The following is a 16,010-nucleotide window of genomic DNA, read 5'->3' as shown; positions in this document are numbered from 1 at the left end:
CAATTCCGGCAGGAAAGGTTGGAGGATACAAACATGTTCAGGGTTGCGTATCTGGATCACACGGCCAAGTGGAGCGGAGGAGAAATCGCGCTGTTCAATCTGCTGACCAATCTCGATAAAAGCGTGCAGCCGCTGGTCATTCTGGCCGAGGAAGGGACGTTGGCCGACAAGCTGAGAGAGCGCGGCATCGAGGTCCGGATCATCTGGCTGGACGAGAGGACGCGGTACCGCAACCGCAACAACGTGGATTTCGCGCTGCTGCTGTCCGGCATCAACGTATTCAGGCACGGCTTGAAGCTGGCGCGCATCCTGAAAGAAGAGCAGGTCGTATGCGTACATACGAATTCGCTCAAATCGGCCTTCTACGGAGGCGTCGCGGCCAAGCTGGCCCGCCTGCCGCTGGTCTGGCATATCCGCGATCAGATCGCCTCTCCTTATCTGCGGCCGGTCGTGGCCCGGTTTATCCGGCTGCTGGCGAAAATGATTCCGAACGGAATCATCGCGAACTCCCATTCCACCATGTCCACTCTCGACTTGCCGAAGCGCCGCAGCCGGCACGCGCTCGTCGCCTATTCGTCCTACGACGGGCCGATCGGCGCGCGCGAAGAGAAGCACAACATGGAGCGGTTTGCGGTTTTGCTGGTGGGCCGGCTCGACGAATGGAAGGGCCAGCACGTGCTGCTGGAGGCGGCCAAGTCGTTCCTCGGCGACCCGCGCGTGCAGTTCTGGATCGCGGGCGACGCGCTGTTCGGCAATACCGTGTACAAAGAGAAACTGGAGAGGAAGATCCGGGAGGAGTCGCTGACGAACGTCAAGCTGCTGGGTCATGTGGACCCGGTTCGCAGCGTGCTCCAGAAGGCCGATTTGCTGATTCACACCTCGATCATCCCCGAGCCGTTCGGGCAAGTGATCGTGGAAGGCATGGCGAACGGACTCCCGGTCATCGCGACGGATATGGGGGGGCCGCGGGAAATCGTGCTGAACGGCGAGACGGGAATGTTGATCGAACCGGGCGATCCCGGCGCACTGGCGAGAGCGATCCGATGGATGCTGGAGCATCCCGAGGAACGCCGGCGTATGGGCAAGCTGGCGATGGAGCGGGTGAGGGATCATTTTCGGATCGAGACGACGGTCAAGAAAATATTGGAATTTTATCCGAACATCATCGTCAACAAAAAAGCCCACTGACGGGCGCATGCCCGAAGCCCAGTCTCGCAGACAAAGGAGGTCAAACGGAGATATGTACCGGGTAGCGTACTTGGATCATACGTCCCGTTGGAGCGGCGGGGAGATTGCTTTGTATAATCTGCTCGTTCATCTCGACGATACGATCAAGCCTATCGTGATCCTGGCGGAGGACGGGCCGCTGGCCGAGCGGTTGAAGGACAGAGGGGTGGATGTACGGGTTCTGGTCCTGGACGAAAAGGTCAGGAACCGGAACCGCAACGATCTGAACTGGCATCTGCTGACGTCCGCCTTCAAGGCGTTCCGGTACGGGAGGCAGATCGGCAGGCTGCTGCGGGAGGAACGGGTCGCCTGTGTACATACGAATTCCCTGAAGGCCGCTTTCTACGGGGCGGTCGCGGCCAGAAGAGCCGGGGTTCCCCTCATCTGGCATATCCACGACATTATCGAAGCGCCGTATTTGCGCAAGATCGTCGCGCGCATGATCAAGCTTTTCGTAAAAGTGCTGCCTGACGGGATCATCGCCAATTCGAACGCGACGATGTCGACGCTGAATTTGTCCCGTTCTCCGTACCCGAAGCAGACGATCGTGTACCCGTCCTTTGCCGGGTACGCCGGGCGCAAGGCGACCCGGAGGCCGGAAGGCGCGAAACGGCCGTTTGTCGTCTTGCTGGCGGGGCGCATCGGCGGCTGGAAGGGGCAGCATGTGCTGCTGGAAGCGGCCAAATCGTTTATCGACGATCCGAACGTGGAGTTCTGGATCGCGGGCGACGCGCTGTTCCAGGAGGATCTTCATTATAAAGAACAACTGCTGCGAACGATCGCGATCGAGAGGCTGACGAACGTCAAGATGCTGGGCCATGTGGACAATGTCGCCGAGCTGATGGACCAGGCCGACCTGCTCGTGCATACCTCGGTTATTCCCGAGCCGTTCGGTCAAGTCATCATCGAAGGGATGGCGGCCGGCTTGCCGGTTGTGGCCGCCGACGCCGGCGGACCGCGGGAAATCGTTCTTCACCGGGAGACCGGGCTGCTGATTCCGTCCGGCCAGGCCAACCTGCTGCGCGAAGCGATCCAATGGATGGTCGAGCACCCGGAGGAACGCAACCGAATGGGCGAGCGGGCGATGAACCGGGTGAAGGAGCTGTTCCTGATCGAACGCACGGTGAATCAGATCAAAGCGTTTTATCCCGAAGTGATCGGCAGCCAGTAATCGGGAGATAAGGAGAAGGAGAGGGACCGCCATGAGGATTGCAATCGTTCACGATCTGCTGACGCAGATGGGCGGGGCGGAACGCGTATTGTCCGTGCTGCACCGGATGTTCCCGGAAGCGCCGGTCTATACGGCGGCAAGCAACAACGCCAACATGATGGAATCGCTGAGGGGAGCCGATATCCGCACGACCTGGATGCAGCGCATACCGGGCATCGAACGCCATTTCAAACGGCTGCTCCCCTTGTATCCCATGGCGATCCCGCAATTGGACTGGACCGGATACGACATCGTCATCTCTTCCAGCTTCATGTTCGCGAAGGGCATCCGGGTTCCCGCGGGAACGTTCCATTACTGCTATTGCCATACGCCCATGCGGTTCGCCTGGGATTTCGACAACTACATCGAGCGGGAGCCGTACTCCCCCTTGATCAAAACGGCTCTCCGCGGGTACGTCAAATATTTGCGCCATTGGGATGCCAAAACGGCGGGCCGCGTGGACAAATTCGTCGCCAATTCGACGGTCGTGAAGCAGCGGATCCGCAACTGCTACGGCCGGGAGGCGGAAGTGCTGTTCCCGCCGGTCGATGTGGACCGGTTCCGGCTCTCCCCGAACACGGGGGATTACTACCTCGTCGTCTCGAGGCTCGTTCCCTACAAACGGATCGATCTGGCGGTCGAAACCTTCTCGAAGCTGGGGCTGCCGCTGTATATCGTAGGGGACGGACCGGACCGGGAGCGCCTGCAGAGCATGGCGGCCCCGAACGTATCGTTCCTCGGCCGTCTGGCGGACAAGGAGGTCGGCAAGCTGATGGCCGAGTGCCGGGGGTATGTTTTTCCGGGCGAAGAAGACTTCGGCATTACGCCGCTGGAGGCGAATGCGGCGGGCAGACCCGTGATCGCTTACCGGGCCGGAGGGGCGCTGGATACGGTCGATCCGCACGTCAGCGGACTGTACTTCGAACACCAGACAGCGGACGATCTCGCCCAAGCGGTGATGGAGGCGGAAGGCCGCGCATGGGACCCGCGGGCGATCCGTGCCCATGCGGAGAAGTTCGCGACCGGGCGGTTCGAGGCCGAGTTCCGCGCCAGCCTCGAACGCGGCTATCACGAGTTCAGGGCGAAGCTGGCTGCCGGCGTATGAGTCCGTCCAAGCTCAAAATCAGACTCGCCTCGCGGCTCGCAGCCGCGCCCGCTTCGGCCGCCGCCGCTTGCGCGGCTGGCGCGGTCTTCACCGGTTTTGCGGTGGCGGTTACGCCTTCCGCCAACGTGATTGAACTGCTGCTGCTCGGGTTTCTGCTTCTCCCGGGTCTGCTGCTTGCGCTTGCCGATTCCCGCTGGCTGCTGCCTTACGGATTGGCGGTGTGGGCTGTCGCGCCGGAGGTGCGGAGGCTGTACGATTGGCTGACGAATACGTACCACTCGATGTCGTTGTTCACGGTTGTGCCGCTTGCGGTCGGCTGCATGCTGCTGATCCCGACGCTTGGCAAAGTCAGAGACTTGACGCCGGATATGATCCGCGGCCTGTGCGCCATGGCCTGCGCGCTTCTGTACGCGCTCGCGATCGGATTCGCGCGGAACGGCACGGCGAGTCTGTACGACACGGCGAATACGGTTGTGCCGATGCTGGCGATTCCGTATGCCGTGTTCCGCAGGTCGGACGACAGCGTATTCTGGACGAAGGCCTACGCCTTTACGGCTGCGGGGGTCGGCTTGTACGGCATTCTGCAATATTTTCTGGTCCCTCCCTGGGACGCTTTCTGGATGGAGCATGCCGGCATGACGTCGATCGGCAAGCCGGAGCCGCTGGAAATCCGGGTATTCTCGACGCTGAATTCCCCGGGTCCCGCAGCCTTCTATCTGATATACGCATTGGCTGCGGCCGCGCTGCTTCCGGCCGTCCGGCGGTTTATCGGGTGGGCGGGCATGGCCGCTATCGCTTTGGGGCTGGCCGCCACGCTGGTTCGTTCGGCCTGGTTCGTGCTGGTATTCGTGCTGGCTGCGGCTCTGGCGGGCGGCAAGCTACCCGGCCGGGCGAGAGGCATTCTCGTGCTGCTGGTATCGGCCGCCGCCGTATACGGGCTGCTGTCGGTTATACCGGGAGGGCGGCAGATCGTCGGCCGGTTCGAGACGATCGGGGATTTGGCCAACGACCATTCCTATAACGAACGGGTCAGCTTCACCGGACATGTCGTGAACATGGTCCTCTCGGACCCGGCGGGAAAGGGATTCGGCGGAGTGGGGCTGGCCACCAAGCTGAAGGGAGGCGGTGCCCTGGACGAATCGGTGGGCGTGTTCGACAGCGGCATCGGCCATATTTTCGTCACGTACGGCGTTCCCGGCGCCGCGGCGTTTTTCGCTGCGATCGGCTTCTGGTACAGAGACATCCGGGCGCGGGTCAGGGTGTCCGGCGGCACAGGTTTGTTCGAGACGTTGGGCGGAGCGGTGCTGCTCGGTTCTTTGGCCAATCTGCTGTTCGCCTACTCTTACGGCGGAGCGCCGGGGGCTCTCATCTGGTTTTTTGTCGGCATGTCGTTAAGGAGAAGAGGAGGAGAACCGCATGGACGTCATGGTTGACCGGTCCGGTTCGCCCCGGCCGGACGGCTCGGAGGAGGGCGGGAGGAAGAAGCTGTCCGTCGCCATCATCGCGCAGAACGAGCAGGAACGGATCGTGAAGGCGATCGAGTCCTGCCGGTCGTTCGCAGACGAGATCGTGGTGGTGGACGGGGGAAGCACGGACCGTACCGCCGAGATCGCAGCGGCCTGCGGCTGCAGCGTCTATCATAATCCGTGGCCCGGGTATGCGAAGCAGCGCAACTTTGCCGCCGGGAAGGCGCGCCACGACTGGATCTTGATGCTGGATACGGACGAGTTCCCGGACGAGGAGCTGATCCGGTCGATTCATTTGTGGAAGCTGGACGCGGGCGCCAGGGAAGACGCTTACCGCCTGTACCGGATCGGCAATTTTATGGGGAAATGGCTGGATCGCGGCGAATATCTGGTGCGGCTGTACGACAGACGCAGGATCAGCGTCGTCGATACGCCCGTTCACGAAGCCCCGGACGTAGGCGGCAGGCCGGTCGGAACGCTGCCCGGCATCCTGTGGCACGACGGGTTCCGCAGCATCGAGGATCATGTGATCCGCTTCAACCGTTATACGAATCTGGAAGCGGAGAAAGCGTTCGCCGCGGGCAAGCCCTTCCGCTTGTACCGGCTGCTGGCCAGGCCGTCGCTGCGGTTCGTTCAGAAATACTTCGTCCAGGGATTGTTCCGGAAAGGTCTTGCGGGACTGACGATTGCGGTGCTCTGGTCGTATTACGAATATCTCGCCCAGATCAAGCATTATGAGAAACGCCGCTTGAGCGCCGGCGGCCGGACGCCCGCCCAACATACCGGCGCGCCGGAACGCGCGACGCCGGTATCCATGTAAGGGGGAGCCGTATGAAGGACCTTCGCATTTTGGCCGTCGGCATGGGGTGGCCGACGCAGCAGCCCGGCGGGCTTAATACATACTTTCGGGCGGTCTGTACGGAACTGGCCGCCGCCTACGAGATTCGCGGTTTGATCTGCTGCCGAGGGGAAGTCGAGCCTCCCGGAGGGGTGGAGCTGTATCGCGCGGAACGGCCGGACGCTCACATGTTCAAGCGCCAATGGGCGTTTCGCCGGGAAGCAGCCCGGCTTATGGACGATCCGGACCGGCCCGTGGACCTGCTGTACGCGCATTTCTCCCCTTACTCGCTGGGGCCGGCCTTGGAAGCCCGCAAGCGCAATATTCCGGTCGTCATGACGTTCCACGGCCCTCTGGCCCAGGAAGTCGGGGTGGAAGGAGGCGGATGGAAGAAACGCCTATTGCGGCTTTATTACGAGCAGGTGGAAAAGTCGGCCTACAGGCTGGCGGATCGGTTCGTTGTGCTGAGCCGGAGCTTCTCCCGGATTTTGCAGGAATCCTACGGGGTGCCCGCCGGTAAAATCACCATCGTGCCGGGAGCGACGGACATCGACCGGTACAAGCCGCACGAAAACCGGCCGGAGGTGCGCCGGCAGCTCGGAATCGATCCGGACCGGCCGGTCGTGCTGACCGTCCGGCGGCTCATGCGCAGGATGGGGCTGCTGGAGCTTGTCGAGGGGTGGGAGTCGGTTGTTCGGCGGGTGCCGGACGCCCAACTCCTGATCGGCGGGAAGGGGCCGCTTCGCGACGACCTGCAGCGGGAGATCGACTCCAGAGGATTGTCCGGCAGCGTCAGGCTGCTCGGTTATATTCCGGAGGAAAAGCTCGCTTCCTATTATCAGGCGGCCGATTTGTTCGTCGTGCCGACCCAGTATCTGGAGGGCTTCGGGCTGATCACGGCGGAAGCGATGGCGTGCGGCACTCCCGTGGCCGCTACGCGGGTGGGCGGAAGCGCCGAGATTCTGCAGCCGTTCGCTCCCCGAATGCTGTTCGCCGACAAGACGGCGGAGGCGATCGGCGAAGGGCTCGCCGACTTGCTGAGCAACCGGCAGCAGTGGCCGACGCCGGAGCAGTGCCGCTCGTACGTCCTCTCCCGGTACACCTGGAGCCATGTGGGCCATCGGCTGAAGCGGGTGTTCGACGAGGTATGCGAAAGCGAAAACCGATCGGTCGAGGAGTTGATCGCCAAATGAAACTCGTTTTATTGTCCGGCGGTTCGGGCAAAAGGCTGTGGCCGCTGTCGAACGACCAACGCTCCAAACAGTTTTTGAAGGTGCTCCGGAACGAAGAGGGCGGGCTTGAGTCGATGGTCCAGCGGGTATTCCGCCAGATCCGCCGGGCCGGGTTGGAACAATCGACCTACATTGCGACGGGACGGTCGCAGCTTGAAATTTTGCAGAGCCAGCTCGGCGGCGAAGTCCCGGTAATCGTCGAGCCGGAGCGCCGCGATACGTTCCCGGCCATCGCGCTGGCGGCGGTATATCTCTATGCCGTCGAAAGTCTCTCCCTGAACGAGACGATTGTGGTCCTGCCGGTCGATCCGTACGTGGACGACAGCTTCTTCCGCACGCTCCCCCAACTGGAGCGGGTGCTGGAGGAGTCGGCCGCCGACCTCGCGCTGATCGGGATCAAGCCGACGTCCCCCTCCGAGAAGTTCGGATATATCGTGCCGCGCGGCCGGTCGTCCGCGGATGCCGGCGCCGACTGGATGCGGGTCGATTCGTTTTTCGAGAAGCCGAAGGAGGACCTGGCGCGGGAGTTGATCGGGCGGGGAGCGCTCTGGAACTGCGGCGTGTTCGCGTTTAAGCTCAATTACCTCATCACGCTCCTGATCGAGATGGGACTTCCGTTGAATTACGAGGAGATGCGGAGGCAGTACGGCAAACTGAACGCCATCAGCTTCGATTACCAGGTCGTCGAACGCGCCCTTCGGATCGCGGCGTTGCCCTACGACGGAATGTGGAAGGATCTCGGCACCTGGAATACGCTGACGGAACAAATGCAGGAGAAGCCGATCGGTCCCGGAATCCTGACCAAAGGCTCGACCGGCAGCCATCTCATCAACGAGCTGACGATTCCGATCATGGTGCTGGACGCCCCGAATATCGTCGTGGCGGCCAGCCCGGACGGCATTCTGGTCGCCGACAAAGCGGCCGCGTTCAAAATCAAGGACGTCGTCAAGCCGCTCGAAAACCGTCCGATGTACGAGGAGCGCCGATGGGGCCGGTACCGGGTGCTCGATTACGTCCGATACGCCGACGGGACGGAGGTGCTGACCAAGCGCATCCAGATCGTCGCGGGCAAAAATTTGAGCTACCAGTACCATGAAAAAAGAAACGAGATTTGGACCGTCCTCGCCGGCCGCGGAGAAATCGTTCTGGACGGGCGGCTGAAGCCGATCGGGCCGAACGACGTGCTGACGATTCCGGCGGGCATGCGGCACAGCGTAAGGGCCGGAGAGGATCTCGAGATGATCGAGGTGCAGTCCGGAACGGAACTCGTCGAGGAAGACATTGTCCGGCTGTGTCTGAAGTGGGAAGAAATCTTGTTATTGTGCCGGACCTAAACAAATGGATAGGGTGGTCTCGCCATGAGAACGATGCTGGTCGTAACCGCGGAGAATCCGTTCCCTCAGGACAGCGGGGGAAAGCTGCGAACGGGGAACCTTCTGAAAATTGTGACGGCCCATTTCCGGACGGATGTGCTTACTTATCGCGGACGAGGACCGGATACGGGCAATCCCCTGCCGAATTGCCGGTTCATCTACGTCGAGAGACGCCCGAGATCGGGGCGCCGGCTTATGATCCGTACATTGTACAGACGAATGAACCATTCGTACATGAGCCATTCCGATTTGGACTTCGCCCCGCATATCCGGGAACTGTGCCGATCGACCTCCTACGACTGCGTGCTGATTGCCCACACGCTGCTGGGAGCACACCTCCGGCTGATTCGCAAGCTGCTTCCCGAAGCGCTTATCGTCACGGACGCCCATAACTTCGAGACGCAGCTCACGCGGCAGTTGGCCGACGGACAGAGGGGACTCGTCCGCAAGCTGTTTTTCCGGCTGAATCACCGCTTTACCGCCCGGGAAGAGCGCCGGATCGCGAAGACGACCGACCAGCTCTGGGTCGCCTCGGAAGACGACGCCGAGCTGTTCGTCGCCGAAGCCCGGGCCCCGCGCCATAAGGTATCGCTCATTCCCAACTTTTTGGACCACGACGAATATGAGGCCGACGCGGATGCCGGAGAACCGCCCGTGACGCTCCCGACAGGGGAACGGCGCATTATTTTGCCCGGCAATATGAATTATTTCCCAAACGTGAACGGCGCGCTGCACTTCCATGAGCGGATCTACCCGGAGCTGAAGCGGAGAGTGCCCGGCATCAAATGGTATATCGTCGGCAAAGACTGCCATCCGTCCGTCCGCCGGCTGGCGGAGAACGACGAGACCATCGTCGTCACTGGTTATGTCAAGCACATTCAGCCTTACATCCGCCAGTCCGATGTGGTGATCGTGCCGCTGCTGGAAGGGGGCGGAACGCGGCTGAAAATTTTGGAGGCGTGGGCGCTTGGCGTGCCGGTCGTCTCCACCTCCAAGGGAGCGGAAGGATTGGAGTACGAAGCCGGACGCCATCTGCTCGTCGCCGACGAGCCGGAGCCGTTCGCGGAAGCCGTCGCGACGCTTCTGTCGAACCGGCGGCTGGCCGGGGCCGTCGCCTTTCAAGCCAGACAAAAGCTGCTGGAGAACTATGAGCTGCAGGCGGTCGAAGGGCGCGTCCTGAGACTGCTGAACGCGCACCGTCCGGAAGAAGGGCGCGTCCGGACGGCGCCGAATCGGATGAACGCGGGTGAAGGATTGTGAGAGTAACCGTGGCGATATGCACGTGCAACCGTGAACGCGACTTGCCGGAGACGCTGGAATCGGTGCGCTTCCAGAACTATCCGGCCGGCGACTACGAGATCTTGATCGTCGACAACAATTCCTCGGACCGGACGGCGGACATCGCCAGGGAGTATGCCGCGGCGACGCCCAACGCCCGCTACGCGATGGAGCCCGAGCCGGGCTTGTCGCATGCCCGCAACCGGGCGATCGCGGAAGCGCGCGGGGAGCTGCTGCTGTTCCTCGACGACGATGCGGTGGCCCGCCCTGACTGGATCTCCGGGCTGGCCGCCTGCTTCGAAGACGAGTCCGTCGCTTGCGCCGGCGGCAAAATCGTCCCCGATTGGGAGACGGCTTCGCCGCCCGATTGGCTGCCGGAAGATTACTACTCGTATTACACCATCCTCGACTATGCGGACGGCGTGACGGAAATGAACGCCGGGGCCGTGCCGTACGGCGCGAACATGGCGTTTCGCACCGATGTGTTGCGGAAGCATGGCGGCTTCCGGACCGATCTCGGCCGCGTGGGAGGCAAGCTGCTGTCGGGCGAGGAATCCGAGCTGATCCGGCGGCTGAAGCGGACGCACAAGGTGCTGTACACCCCGCATGCGGTCGTCCGCCACAAGATCGCCGCGGAACGGATCAACCGGAAGTGGTTCCTGCGGCGGCTGTATTGGCAGGGCGTCACGGATCTGGTCCATTCCGCCGACAAACGCCGGTTCGTCTTCCGTTCGCAGGTGAAGTTCGGCATGTATCTGGCCGCCATTCCGGTCGTCTGGGGCGGTCCGAAGCGCCGCATGGCCCATCTGGCCAAACTGGCCTACCGTCTCGGAGTCGTCCGGCACGGTTTCCGCCGATTGCAGGAGGAGCGATGATCGCGGTTATCCGGCGGACGTTTGGCGGCAAGAGCCTGGCGGGGACGATCGCGCGCACCGGCGCGGCCAATTTCACTATCCTGCTCGTCACGACGCTCACCTCGCTGCTGACGGCCCGGCTGCTGGGAGTCGTGGGCAAAGGGGAACTGGCCGCCGTGCTGATGTGGCCGACGCTGATCGCCGGACTGATCGGATTCGGCATTCCGACCTCCTTTATCTACCACGTCAAGCGCCGGCATATGGACAGGCCGGGCATCGCGGGGCTTCTGAGGGTGGCGTTGGCGGTGCAGCTCGCCGCCAGCCTGCTGGCGGGCCTTGCCGCATGGTTCGGCATGCCGTATGGGCTGAGCGAATACCGGGAGCTTGTCATCCGCATGGCGCAGTGGTACACGCTGTTCTCCATCCTGCTGACGCTGGGGACGGGGATGCTGTTGGCGCTGGCGCAGAGCGTAGAGCGCTTCGAGATTTACAACCGGCTCCGGCTGCTTATTCCGGCGCTGAATCTGATTGGACTTGCCGTTCAGCTTCCGTTCGGCCCGCTTACGCTTGCCGGCACGACCGCGGCATACGGCTTGACGGGGGCGCTTGCATGCGGCTGGGGCGCGGTCAAGCTCAAGGAGTATTTCTCGGCGACGGCGTCTGCGGGCATGCCGCTGCGGCCGTTTTTCGGATACGGGCTGCGCGTGTACGGAATCGAGCTGCTGGGCACGCTTTCCTCCCAGATCGACAAATTGATGATCGTCGCGCTGCTGGCCCCGAGGGACTTCGGGTTGTATACGGTCGTATACTCGCTGTCGCGCGTCTTCAACGTTGTGCAGAACGCGGTGGCGAACGTCATCTTCCCCAAGGCGGCGGGGATGGAGGCGGACAAGATTGTCGAATCCGTTACCCGCGTGTTCCGAATCTCGCTGGCCGTCATGACGGCGGCGCTGCTTCCGGGCGTGATCGTCGGCCGGTTTCTGCTGGGGCTGCTGTTCGGCCAAGCTTTTCTCGAAGCAGACGTTACCTTTTATCTGCTCTCGGCGGAATGCGTCGTCGGCGGATCGTCCTGGGTGCTGGCCTCCTCGTTTAACGCGCTGGGGCGTCCCGGGCTGGTGATATCCCGACAGTCGATCGCCATGGTTGCCACGATCGGATTGATGTTCGCGTTGATTCCGCTGTGGGGACTGGAAGGGCTGGCCCTCGCCTTGCTGGCGGGAGCTGCGCTTCGGCTGCTGCTATCGCTTGCCGCCTTCCCGATCTGTTTCGGCGTGCCTCTGCGCCGCGTTCTCTATAACCGCGAGGACGCCGTCCATGCGGTCCGGCTGTGGAGGCGGCTCGCATACAAAAAGAAAGGAGCCGGTCTGTAATGCGGAACACCATCGATGCGGCCCCCGCGGCGGCGGTCCATCCGATGCTGGGGCTGAAAAAGTCGCTTCGGCAAATTCTCAAGGCGATTCCGGCGGGAAGCGACATGTATTATATCGACTACCCCGTCTACGGCAATGTGGGCGACATGCTGATTCTCAAGGGAGCGGAGCGTTTCTTCGGAGATAACGGCATCCGCGTTCGGGCCCGCTACAGCGCGGACGATTTCGAGCCGGGGATTCGCGTCCCGGATTCCTGCATCATCGTGCTGCAAGGCGGCGGCAACTTCGGCGATTTGTACCCCCGCCACCAGAAACTGCGGGAGTCGATCGTGGAGCGGTATCCCGGCCACCGGATCGTGATCCTGCCGCAGACGATTCATTTTAACGACGAGCACGCTTACGACAGGACGGCCGAGCTGTTCAACCGGCACCGCGACCTGCATTTGTTTATCCGCGACCGGGAAGGGTTTGAGCGGGCGAAAGGCAAATTCACCTGCAATCTCTATCTGTCGCCGGATATGGCGCACCAGTTGTACCCGATCGCGCCGGAGCGGGCGCCCGACAAGGAGTGGATGCGCTTTCTGCGAACCGATCGGGAGACAAACGAAGCGCAATTGCGGGCGATCGCCGGTCTGACCGGGGAAGCGTTCGACTGGGATACGATGTTGAGCCGGTCCGACAAGCGGATCATTTACTGGATGGGGCGGGCCATGCGGTCGAGGCTTCGAGCGGGACGGCTGCCCCTGCAGAAAATCTGGTACGGCCAGGTCGATCGGCTTACAGGCAAGGCGATCCGGCTGTTCAGCTCCTACCGGAAGGTCGCGACTTCCAGACTGCACGGACATATCCTGTGCTGCCTGATGGACAAGGAAAACGTGCTGTTTGACAATTCGTACGGAAAAAACTCGAATTATTACCGGACGTGGACGCACGTTTGTCCGAACGCCCGGCTTGAAAGTTTCTGAGAATACGTATGAAAACACGGAAAGCCTTTTCATGAAAAGCGGTTTGTTTAAGCTTCCGGCGGCCGGACAACCCGTCGAAATCGCGTCCGAATACAAGCAAATCCTCCTTGACATGATACTAAATGTATCGTAAATTAAAAGAAGTACAACGGGTTTGTTGGATAAATATGGACAAAATTTGCAATTCGGTCAGGGAGTTGTTCTTTTTTTTAGAGATTATGATACATTTTGTATACAAAGATGGGATAGCACCCGATCAGAGAAACAAGCGAATACGGGGAGGAGAAATGGAGCATGGACCAAGTGCGGCATGGCGCATCGGATATCGAGTTGCAGTTGCATTCCGTTTCTATCGGTTTGAGAAGGCCGAGACACCGCAGTTTCTACGCGTTATGCATGAAACCCGCCGTCGACAAGGCCGTCAGCGCGATTGCTTTGCTGGCGCTGTCCCCGCTCCTGCTGCTGCTGACGGTACTGATCCGGCTGGATTCGGCCGGCCCGGCGCTGTTCAAGCAGCTTCGCATCGGCAAGGACGGCAAAGAATTTACCATTTACAAGTTCCGGACGATGTACGTCCATACCCCGGAGCAGGCTGTTTCCCCCACTTCTTCGAGCGATCCCCGCATCACCCGGATCGGCCGCTTCCTCCGAAAATTCAGCCTCGACGAACTCCCGCAGCTGTACAATATTTTACTGGGCGAGATGAGCTTTGTCGGTCCCCGGCCGGAGCAAAAATGGACGGTGGAAACCTGCTACACCTCTTACGAACGGGAGCGCCTTCTGGTCAAGCCCGGACTGACCGGCTACTGGCAGATCAGCGAGGACCGGAAAAAACCGATTCATGAAAACCTCCATCACGATTTCCGCTACATCCGGGAAATGTCCGCCCTAACCGATCTGAGAATCGTATTGCGCACCGTCAAACTTTTGTTCCGAAGCAACACGTGTTGAAGGACCTAACAGAGGGGGGGATGCCGCGTGGCATGCGGCTCCAAAATCTTGTTGTTGCGCGAACGGCATAACATGACCCAACAAGATTTGGCGAAGAAATTAAAGATTTCAAGGGCGGCTTTGTCCCACTACGAGAACAACCGCCGGCATCCCAGCTCAAGCGTGCTGCTTCATCTGGCGGAGCTGTTCGATGTCAGCATCCGGTACTTGCTGGAGGACGAGAATGTCCCGTCTCCGCAGCGCCTCCCGGAATCGGAATCGCTCGAACAGGAAGCGCCGGCGCCGACCGTCCACGAGTCCGAACGAATGCCGATCGTGTTTTTCCGACATACGGTCAACCCCTGCCGTTTTCTGTAACGGATGGAACCTTAGCGGCCTCGCTGTGGATTTCGACAAAAATAGAATAGATGCAAACACATATTATGACAAAAAATAAATGCGGCATTTGCTATAATAGTCCTAAATCTTTAGGAAAGTTTTAGGAAAGACCGGGGTGGATCGGATGAGTGGAAAAATGCTGAAGCCGAAGCTGGAGCTGGATGTCCGGCAAGCGGCCGCTCAATTGGGACTGGATATGGACCGGCTGAGCGATTGCCTGGAACAGAAGCCGATCGTCCCTAGAGAAGAGAGAAGCTTGTACCATTTTACAGCTTCGTTGGGCGGGCACCGCATCGGTTTCGCCTGCCGTTCCGAACGAATCCTGCAATGTCTGGTCAACGCGTTCCGTCCGGAGATGACGGAAGGACGCCGCCGCGGGCAATGCGATATGCAGGTCGTCGTCTATGAAAATTACGGCAAGCCGTTTCCCGGCTACGAGGTGCAGGTGTCGTCGGACCGCAAGTCGGTCCGGTTCGACCGGGGGGATTATTTGATCAAGGCGGACAAGAGCTTCTCCCGCGTCGAGGTGCATGCCTACGACGAATTTGCTTTAAAGCACGCGATCTTGACGCTGTACAGCTCGTTTATCATTCACCGGGAATGGGGCCTCCTGATCCAGGCGTGCTCATTCGAGATGAACGAGACGGCCCACGTGCTTATGGGACCGGCGGACTCGCGCCAGGCTTCGGTGCCCGTGCGCCTGTATCCGCATCAACTGCTGTCGGACGAAGTGACGATTCTGCAAATTACGGACCGGGAAGTCCGGTCGCACCATTCGCCGTTTCGCCGTGAGAAGCCGGCTGTCCAGGCTCTCGGCGATTATCCGGTCAAGCAGATGTGCCTGATCTCGGAGGACGATTACGAACCGTGCCGTTTGAATCAGGCCGACGCCATGTTCCACTTGATCCGGTATTTGTATTTTTGGGGAACGGGTCCGACGCAAGTGCGCAAGCTGCTCCAGCTATGCAAGAAATTCACGGATCACGTGGCGGTTCTGCAGATCCCGGCCGAAACACAAGTTGCCGCAGGGGAGCGAATCGTATGAACGCCGTCTACAGCAAGCATCCCGACGCCGAGGACGTAGAAGTGGAGGGAGGCTGGATCATATGGCATCACCGCTTGAAGATCGTCGTGATGCTGCAGGGGATGCCCGGGTTGGTCTGGAGGCTGATCCGACGAAGAAAAGACCATCAGGAGATGGTCAGACAAATCGGCAAGGATCACCGTCTGCAGGCGGACTGCGCCGAGGCGATGGTGGCTTCCGCCATTCGCGAATTCATGCAGATCGGCATATTAATGAAAGTTCCTTTTCAGACGAGGAGCATTATTCCTTCAATGAGCGTTCCGCCCGAACAAACGCTATGAATCGGCGCGCTTCTTCCGGCGTCAGTCTTTTTCCGTCAATGGTCAAGTTGAATTTCTCCAGAATCTCGTTGTCGGATAACTCCAAGCTATCGACGAACTGCCGGGTAGGGTGATCCAGATGCTGCGAAGGATTGTTGGTTCTGCCCATCAGGTAATCGGCCGAAACCTGGAAGAAGTTGGCGATCGCTTCAAGCGTCTCGTAATCGGGCTCACGCCGGTTGTTCTCGTAATGGGACAAAGCGGCCCGGGTAATGCCGACCTTCTGCGACAGCTCCTCCTGAGTCATTTTTCTCTGCTCACGAAGAAATGCAATCCGGTTCCCGTGTATCATATCGCGAGTGTCCTCCTGTCGTCTTGCATTAAATTGTAACACAAACCAAAAGGGGATATAAATATCG

At 60.5% G+C, this 16,010-nt stretch carries 16 protein-coding genes; 15 read left to right on the top strand and 1 reads right to left on the bottom strand.

Annotation, left to right across the window (positions count from 1 at the left end):
• The first annotated feature begins 33 nt into the window (after nt 1-33).
• The 15 genes from FE781_RS08880 (at nt 34) to FE781_RS08810 (ending at nt 15,612) form a co-directional block, all read left to right on the top strand.
• On the top strand, nt 34-1,188 hold the full coding sequence (locus FE781_RS08880) for a glycosyltransferase family 4 protein (RefSeq protein ID WP_138789261.1): 1,155 nt from the start codon (nt 34-36) through the stop codon (nt 1,186-1,188).
• 52 nt (nt 1,189-1,240) lie between these two features.
• The gene (locus tag FE781_RS08875) at nt 1,241-2,398 is read left to right on the top strand and encodes a glycosyltransferase family 4 protein (protein WP_138789260.1); all 1,158 of its coding nucleotides are present in this window, start codon (nt 1,241-1,243) and stop codon (nt 2,396-2,398) included.
• Nucleotides 2,399-2,429: 31 nt separating this feature from the next.
• On the top strand, nt 2,430-3,542 hold the full coding sequence (locus FE781_RS08870) for a glycosyltransferase (protein ID WP_138789259.1): 1,113 nt from the start codon (nt 2,430-2,432) through the stop codon (nt 3,540-3,542).
• On the top strand, nt 3,539-4,975 hold the full coding sequence (locus FE781_RS08865) for an O-antigen ligase family protein (RefSeq protein ID WP_138789258.1): 1,437 nt from the start codon (nt 3,539-3,541) through the stop codon (nt 4,973-4,975). The genes FE781_RS08870 and FE781_RS08865 overlap by 4 nt, the downstream gene beginning before the upstream one ends.
• Nucleotides 4,959-5,828, top strand: a complete 870-nt coding sequence (locus tag FE781_RS08860) for a glycosyltransferase family 2 protein (RefSeq protein ID WP_246068116.1) — start codon at nt 4,959-4,961, stop codon at nt 5,826-5,828. The genes FE781_RS08865 and FE781_RS08860 overlap by 17 nt, the downstream gene beginning before the upstream one ends.
• Nucleotides 5,829-5,839: 11 nt before the next feature.
• The gene (locus FE781_RS08855) at nt 5,840-7,039 is read left to right on the top strand and encodes a glycosyltransferase family 4 protein (protein ID WP_138789257.1); all 1,200 of its coding nucleotides are present in this window, start codon (nt 5,840-5,842) and stop codon (nt 7,037-7,039) included.
• The gene (locus FE781_RS08850; protein ID WP_138789256.1) at nt 7,036-8,412 is read left to right on the top strand and encodes a sugar phosphate nucleotidyltransferase; all 1,377 of its coding nucleotides are present in this window, start codon (nt 7,036-7,038) and stop codon (nt 8,410-8,412) included. Before FE781_RS08855 ends, FE781_RS08850 begins: the two co-directional genes overlap by 4 nt.
• 24 nt (nt 8,413-8,436) lie before the next feature.
• Nucleotides 8,437-9,711, top strand: a complete 1,275-nt coding sequence (locus tag FE781_RS08845) for a glycosyltransferase family 4 protein (RefSeq protein WP_138789255.1) — start codon at nt 8,437-8,439, stop codon at nt 9,709-9,711.
• Nucleotides 9,708-10,604, top strand: a complete 897-nt coding sequence (locus FE781_RS08840) for a glycosyltransferase (protein ID WP_170209477.1) — start codon at nt 9,708-9,710, stop codon at nt 10,602-10,604. Before FE781_RS08845 ends, FE781_RS08840 begins: the two co-directional genes overlap by 4 nt.
• Nucleotides 10,601-11,953 carry a lipopolysaccharide biosynthesis protein gene (locus FE781_RS08835; RefSeq protein WP_138789253.1) on the top strand — a complete coding sequence of 451 codons (1,353 nt, stop codon included), beginning with the start codon at nt 10,601-10,603 and terminating at the stop codon, nt 11,951-11,953. The genes FE781_RS08840 and FE781_RS08835 overlap by 4 nt, the downstream gene beginning before the upstream one ends.
• Entirely contained in the window at nt 11,953-12,918 is a 966-nt protein-coding gene (locus tag FE781_RS08830; protein WP_138789252.1) for a polysaccharide pyruvyl transferase family protein, read from the top strand. The genes FE781_RS08835 and FE781_RS08830 overlap by 1 nt, the downstream gene beginning before the upstream one ends.
• A gap of 294 nt (nt 12,919-13,212) precedes the next feature.
• Nucleotides 13,213-13,869 (top strand): sugar transferase, encoded by a 657-nt coding sequence (locus FE781_RS08825; protein ID WP_138789251.1) that lies wholly within the window; start codon nt 13,213-13,215, stop codon nt 13,867-13,869.
• Nucleotides 13,870-13,896: 27 nt separating this feature from the next.
• Entirely contained in the window at nt 13,897-14,226 is a 330-nt protein-coding gene (locus FE781_RS08820) for a helix-turn-helix domain-containing protein (RefSeq protein WP_138789250.1), read from the top strand.
• Nucleotides 14,227-14,371: 145 nt separating this feature from the next.
• Nucleotides 14,372-15,292 (top strand): hypothetical protein, encoded by a 921-nt coding sequence (locus tag FE781_RS08815; RefSeq protein ID WP_138789249.1) that lies wholly within the window; start codon nt 14,372-14,374, stop codon nt 15,290-15,292.
• Nucleotides 15,289-15,612, top strand: a complete 324-nt coding sequence (locus FE781_RS08810) for a hypothetical protein (protein ID WP_138789248.1) — start codon at nt 15,289-15,291, stop codon at nt 15,610-15,612. The genes FE781_RS08815 and FE781_RS08810 overlap by 4 nt, the downstream gene beginning before the upstream one ends.
• On the opposite strand, the gene FE781_RS08805 is transcribed toward FE781_RS08810, so the two are convergent.
• Nucleotides 15,572-15,943: a helix-turn-helix domain-containing protein gene (locus tag FE781_RS08805; protein ID WP_138789247.1), complete on the bottom strand. Its 372-nt coding sequence runs from the start codon at nt 15,941-15,943 to the stop codon at nt 15,572-15,574. The genes FE781_RS08810 and FE781_RS08805 overlap by 41 nt on opposite strands.
• Between the last annotated feature and the right edge of the window lie 67 nt (nt 15,944-16,010).

The sequence above is a fragment of the Paenibacillus thermoaerophilus genome, assembly GCF_005938195.1.
In the GTDB taxonomy this organism is placed as follows: Bacteria; Bacillota; Bacilli; order Paenibacillales; family Reconciliibacillaceae; genus Paenibacillus_W; species Paenibacillus_W thermoaerophilus.
The sequence above is the reverse complement of the archived record's forward strand: the minus strand, read 5'-3'. Positions and strand labels throughout refer to the sequence as shown.

Coding starts and splice junctions, on each gene's coding strand:
- FE781_RS08880 (WP_138789261.1), top strand. CDS start 34: ATGTTCAGGGTTGCGTATCTGGATCACACGGCCAAGTGGAGCGGAGGA.
- FE781_RS08875 (WP_138789260.1), top strand. CDS start 1,241: ATGTACCGGGTAGCGTACTTGGATCATACGTCCCGTTGGAGCGGCGGG.
- FE781_RS08870 (WP_138789259.1), top strand. CDS start 2,430: ATGAGGATTGCAATCGTTCACGATCTGCTGACGCAGATGGGCGGGGCG.
- FE781_RS08865 (WP_138789258.1), top strand. CDS start 3,539: ATGAGTCCGTCCAAGCTCAAAATCAGACTCGCCTCGCGGCTCGCAGCC.
- FE781_RS08860 (WP_246068116.1), top strand. CDS start 4,959: ATGGACGTCATGGTTGACCGGTCCGGTTCGCCCCGGCCGGACGGCTCG.
- FE781_RS08855 (WP_138789257.1), top strand. CDS start 5,840: ATGAAGGACCTTCGCATTTTGGCCGTCGGCATGGGGTGGCCGACGCAG.
- FE781_RS08850 (WP_138789256.1), top strand. CDS start 7,036: ATGAAACTCGTTTTATTGTCCGGCGGTTCGGGCAAAAGGCTGTGGCCG.
- FE781_RS08845 (WP_138789255.1), top strand. CDS start 8,437: ATGAGAACGATGCTGGTCGTAACCGCGGAGAATCCGTTCCCTCAGGAC.
- FE781_RS08835 (WP_138789253.1), top strand. CDS start 10,601: ATGATCGCGGTTATCCGGCGGACGTTTGGCGGCAAGAGCCTGGCGGGG.
- FE781_RS08830 (WP_138789252.1), top strand. CDS start 11,953: ATGCGGAACACCATCGATGCGGCCCCCGCGGCGGCGGTCCATCCGATG.
- FE781_RS08825 (WP_138789251.1), top strand. CDS start 13,213: ATGGACCAAGTGCGGCATGGCGCATCGGATATCGAGTTGCAGTTGCAT.
- FE781_RS08815 (WP_138789249.1), top strand. CDS start 14,372: ATGAGTGGAAAAATGCTGAAGCCGAAGCTGGAGCTGGATGTCCGGCAA.
- FE781_RS08810 (WP_138789248.1), top strand. CDS start 15,289: ATGAACGCCGTCTACAGCAAGCATCCCGACGCCGAGGACGTAGAAGTG.
- FE781_RS08805 (WP_138789247.1), bottom strand. CDS start 15,943: ATGATACACGGGAACCGGATTGCATTTCTTCGTGAGCAGAGAAAAATG.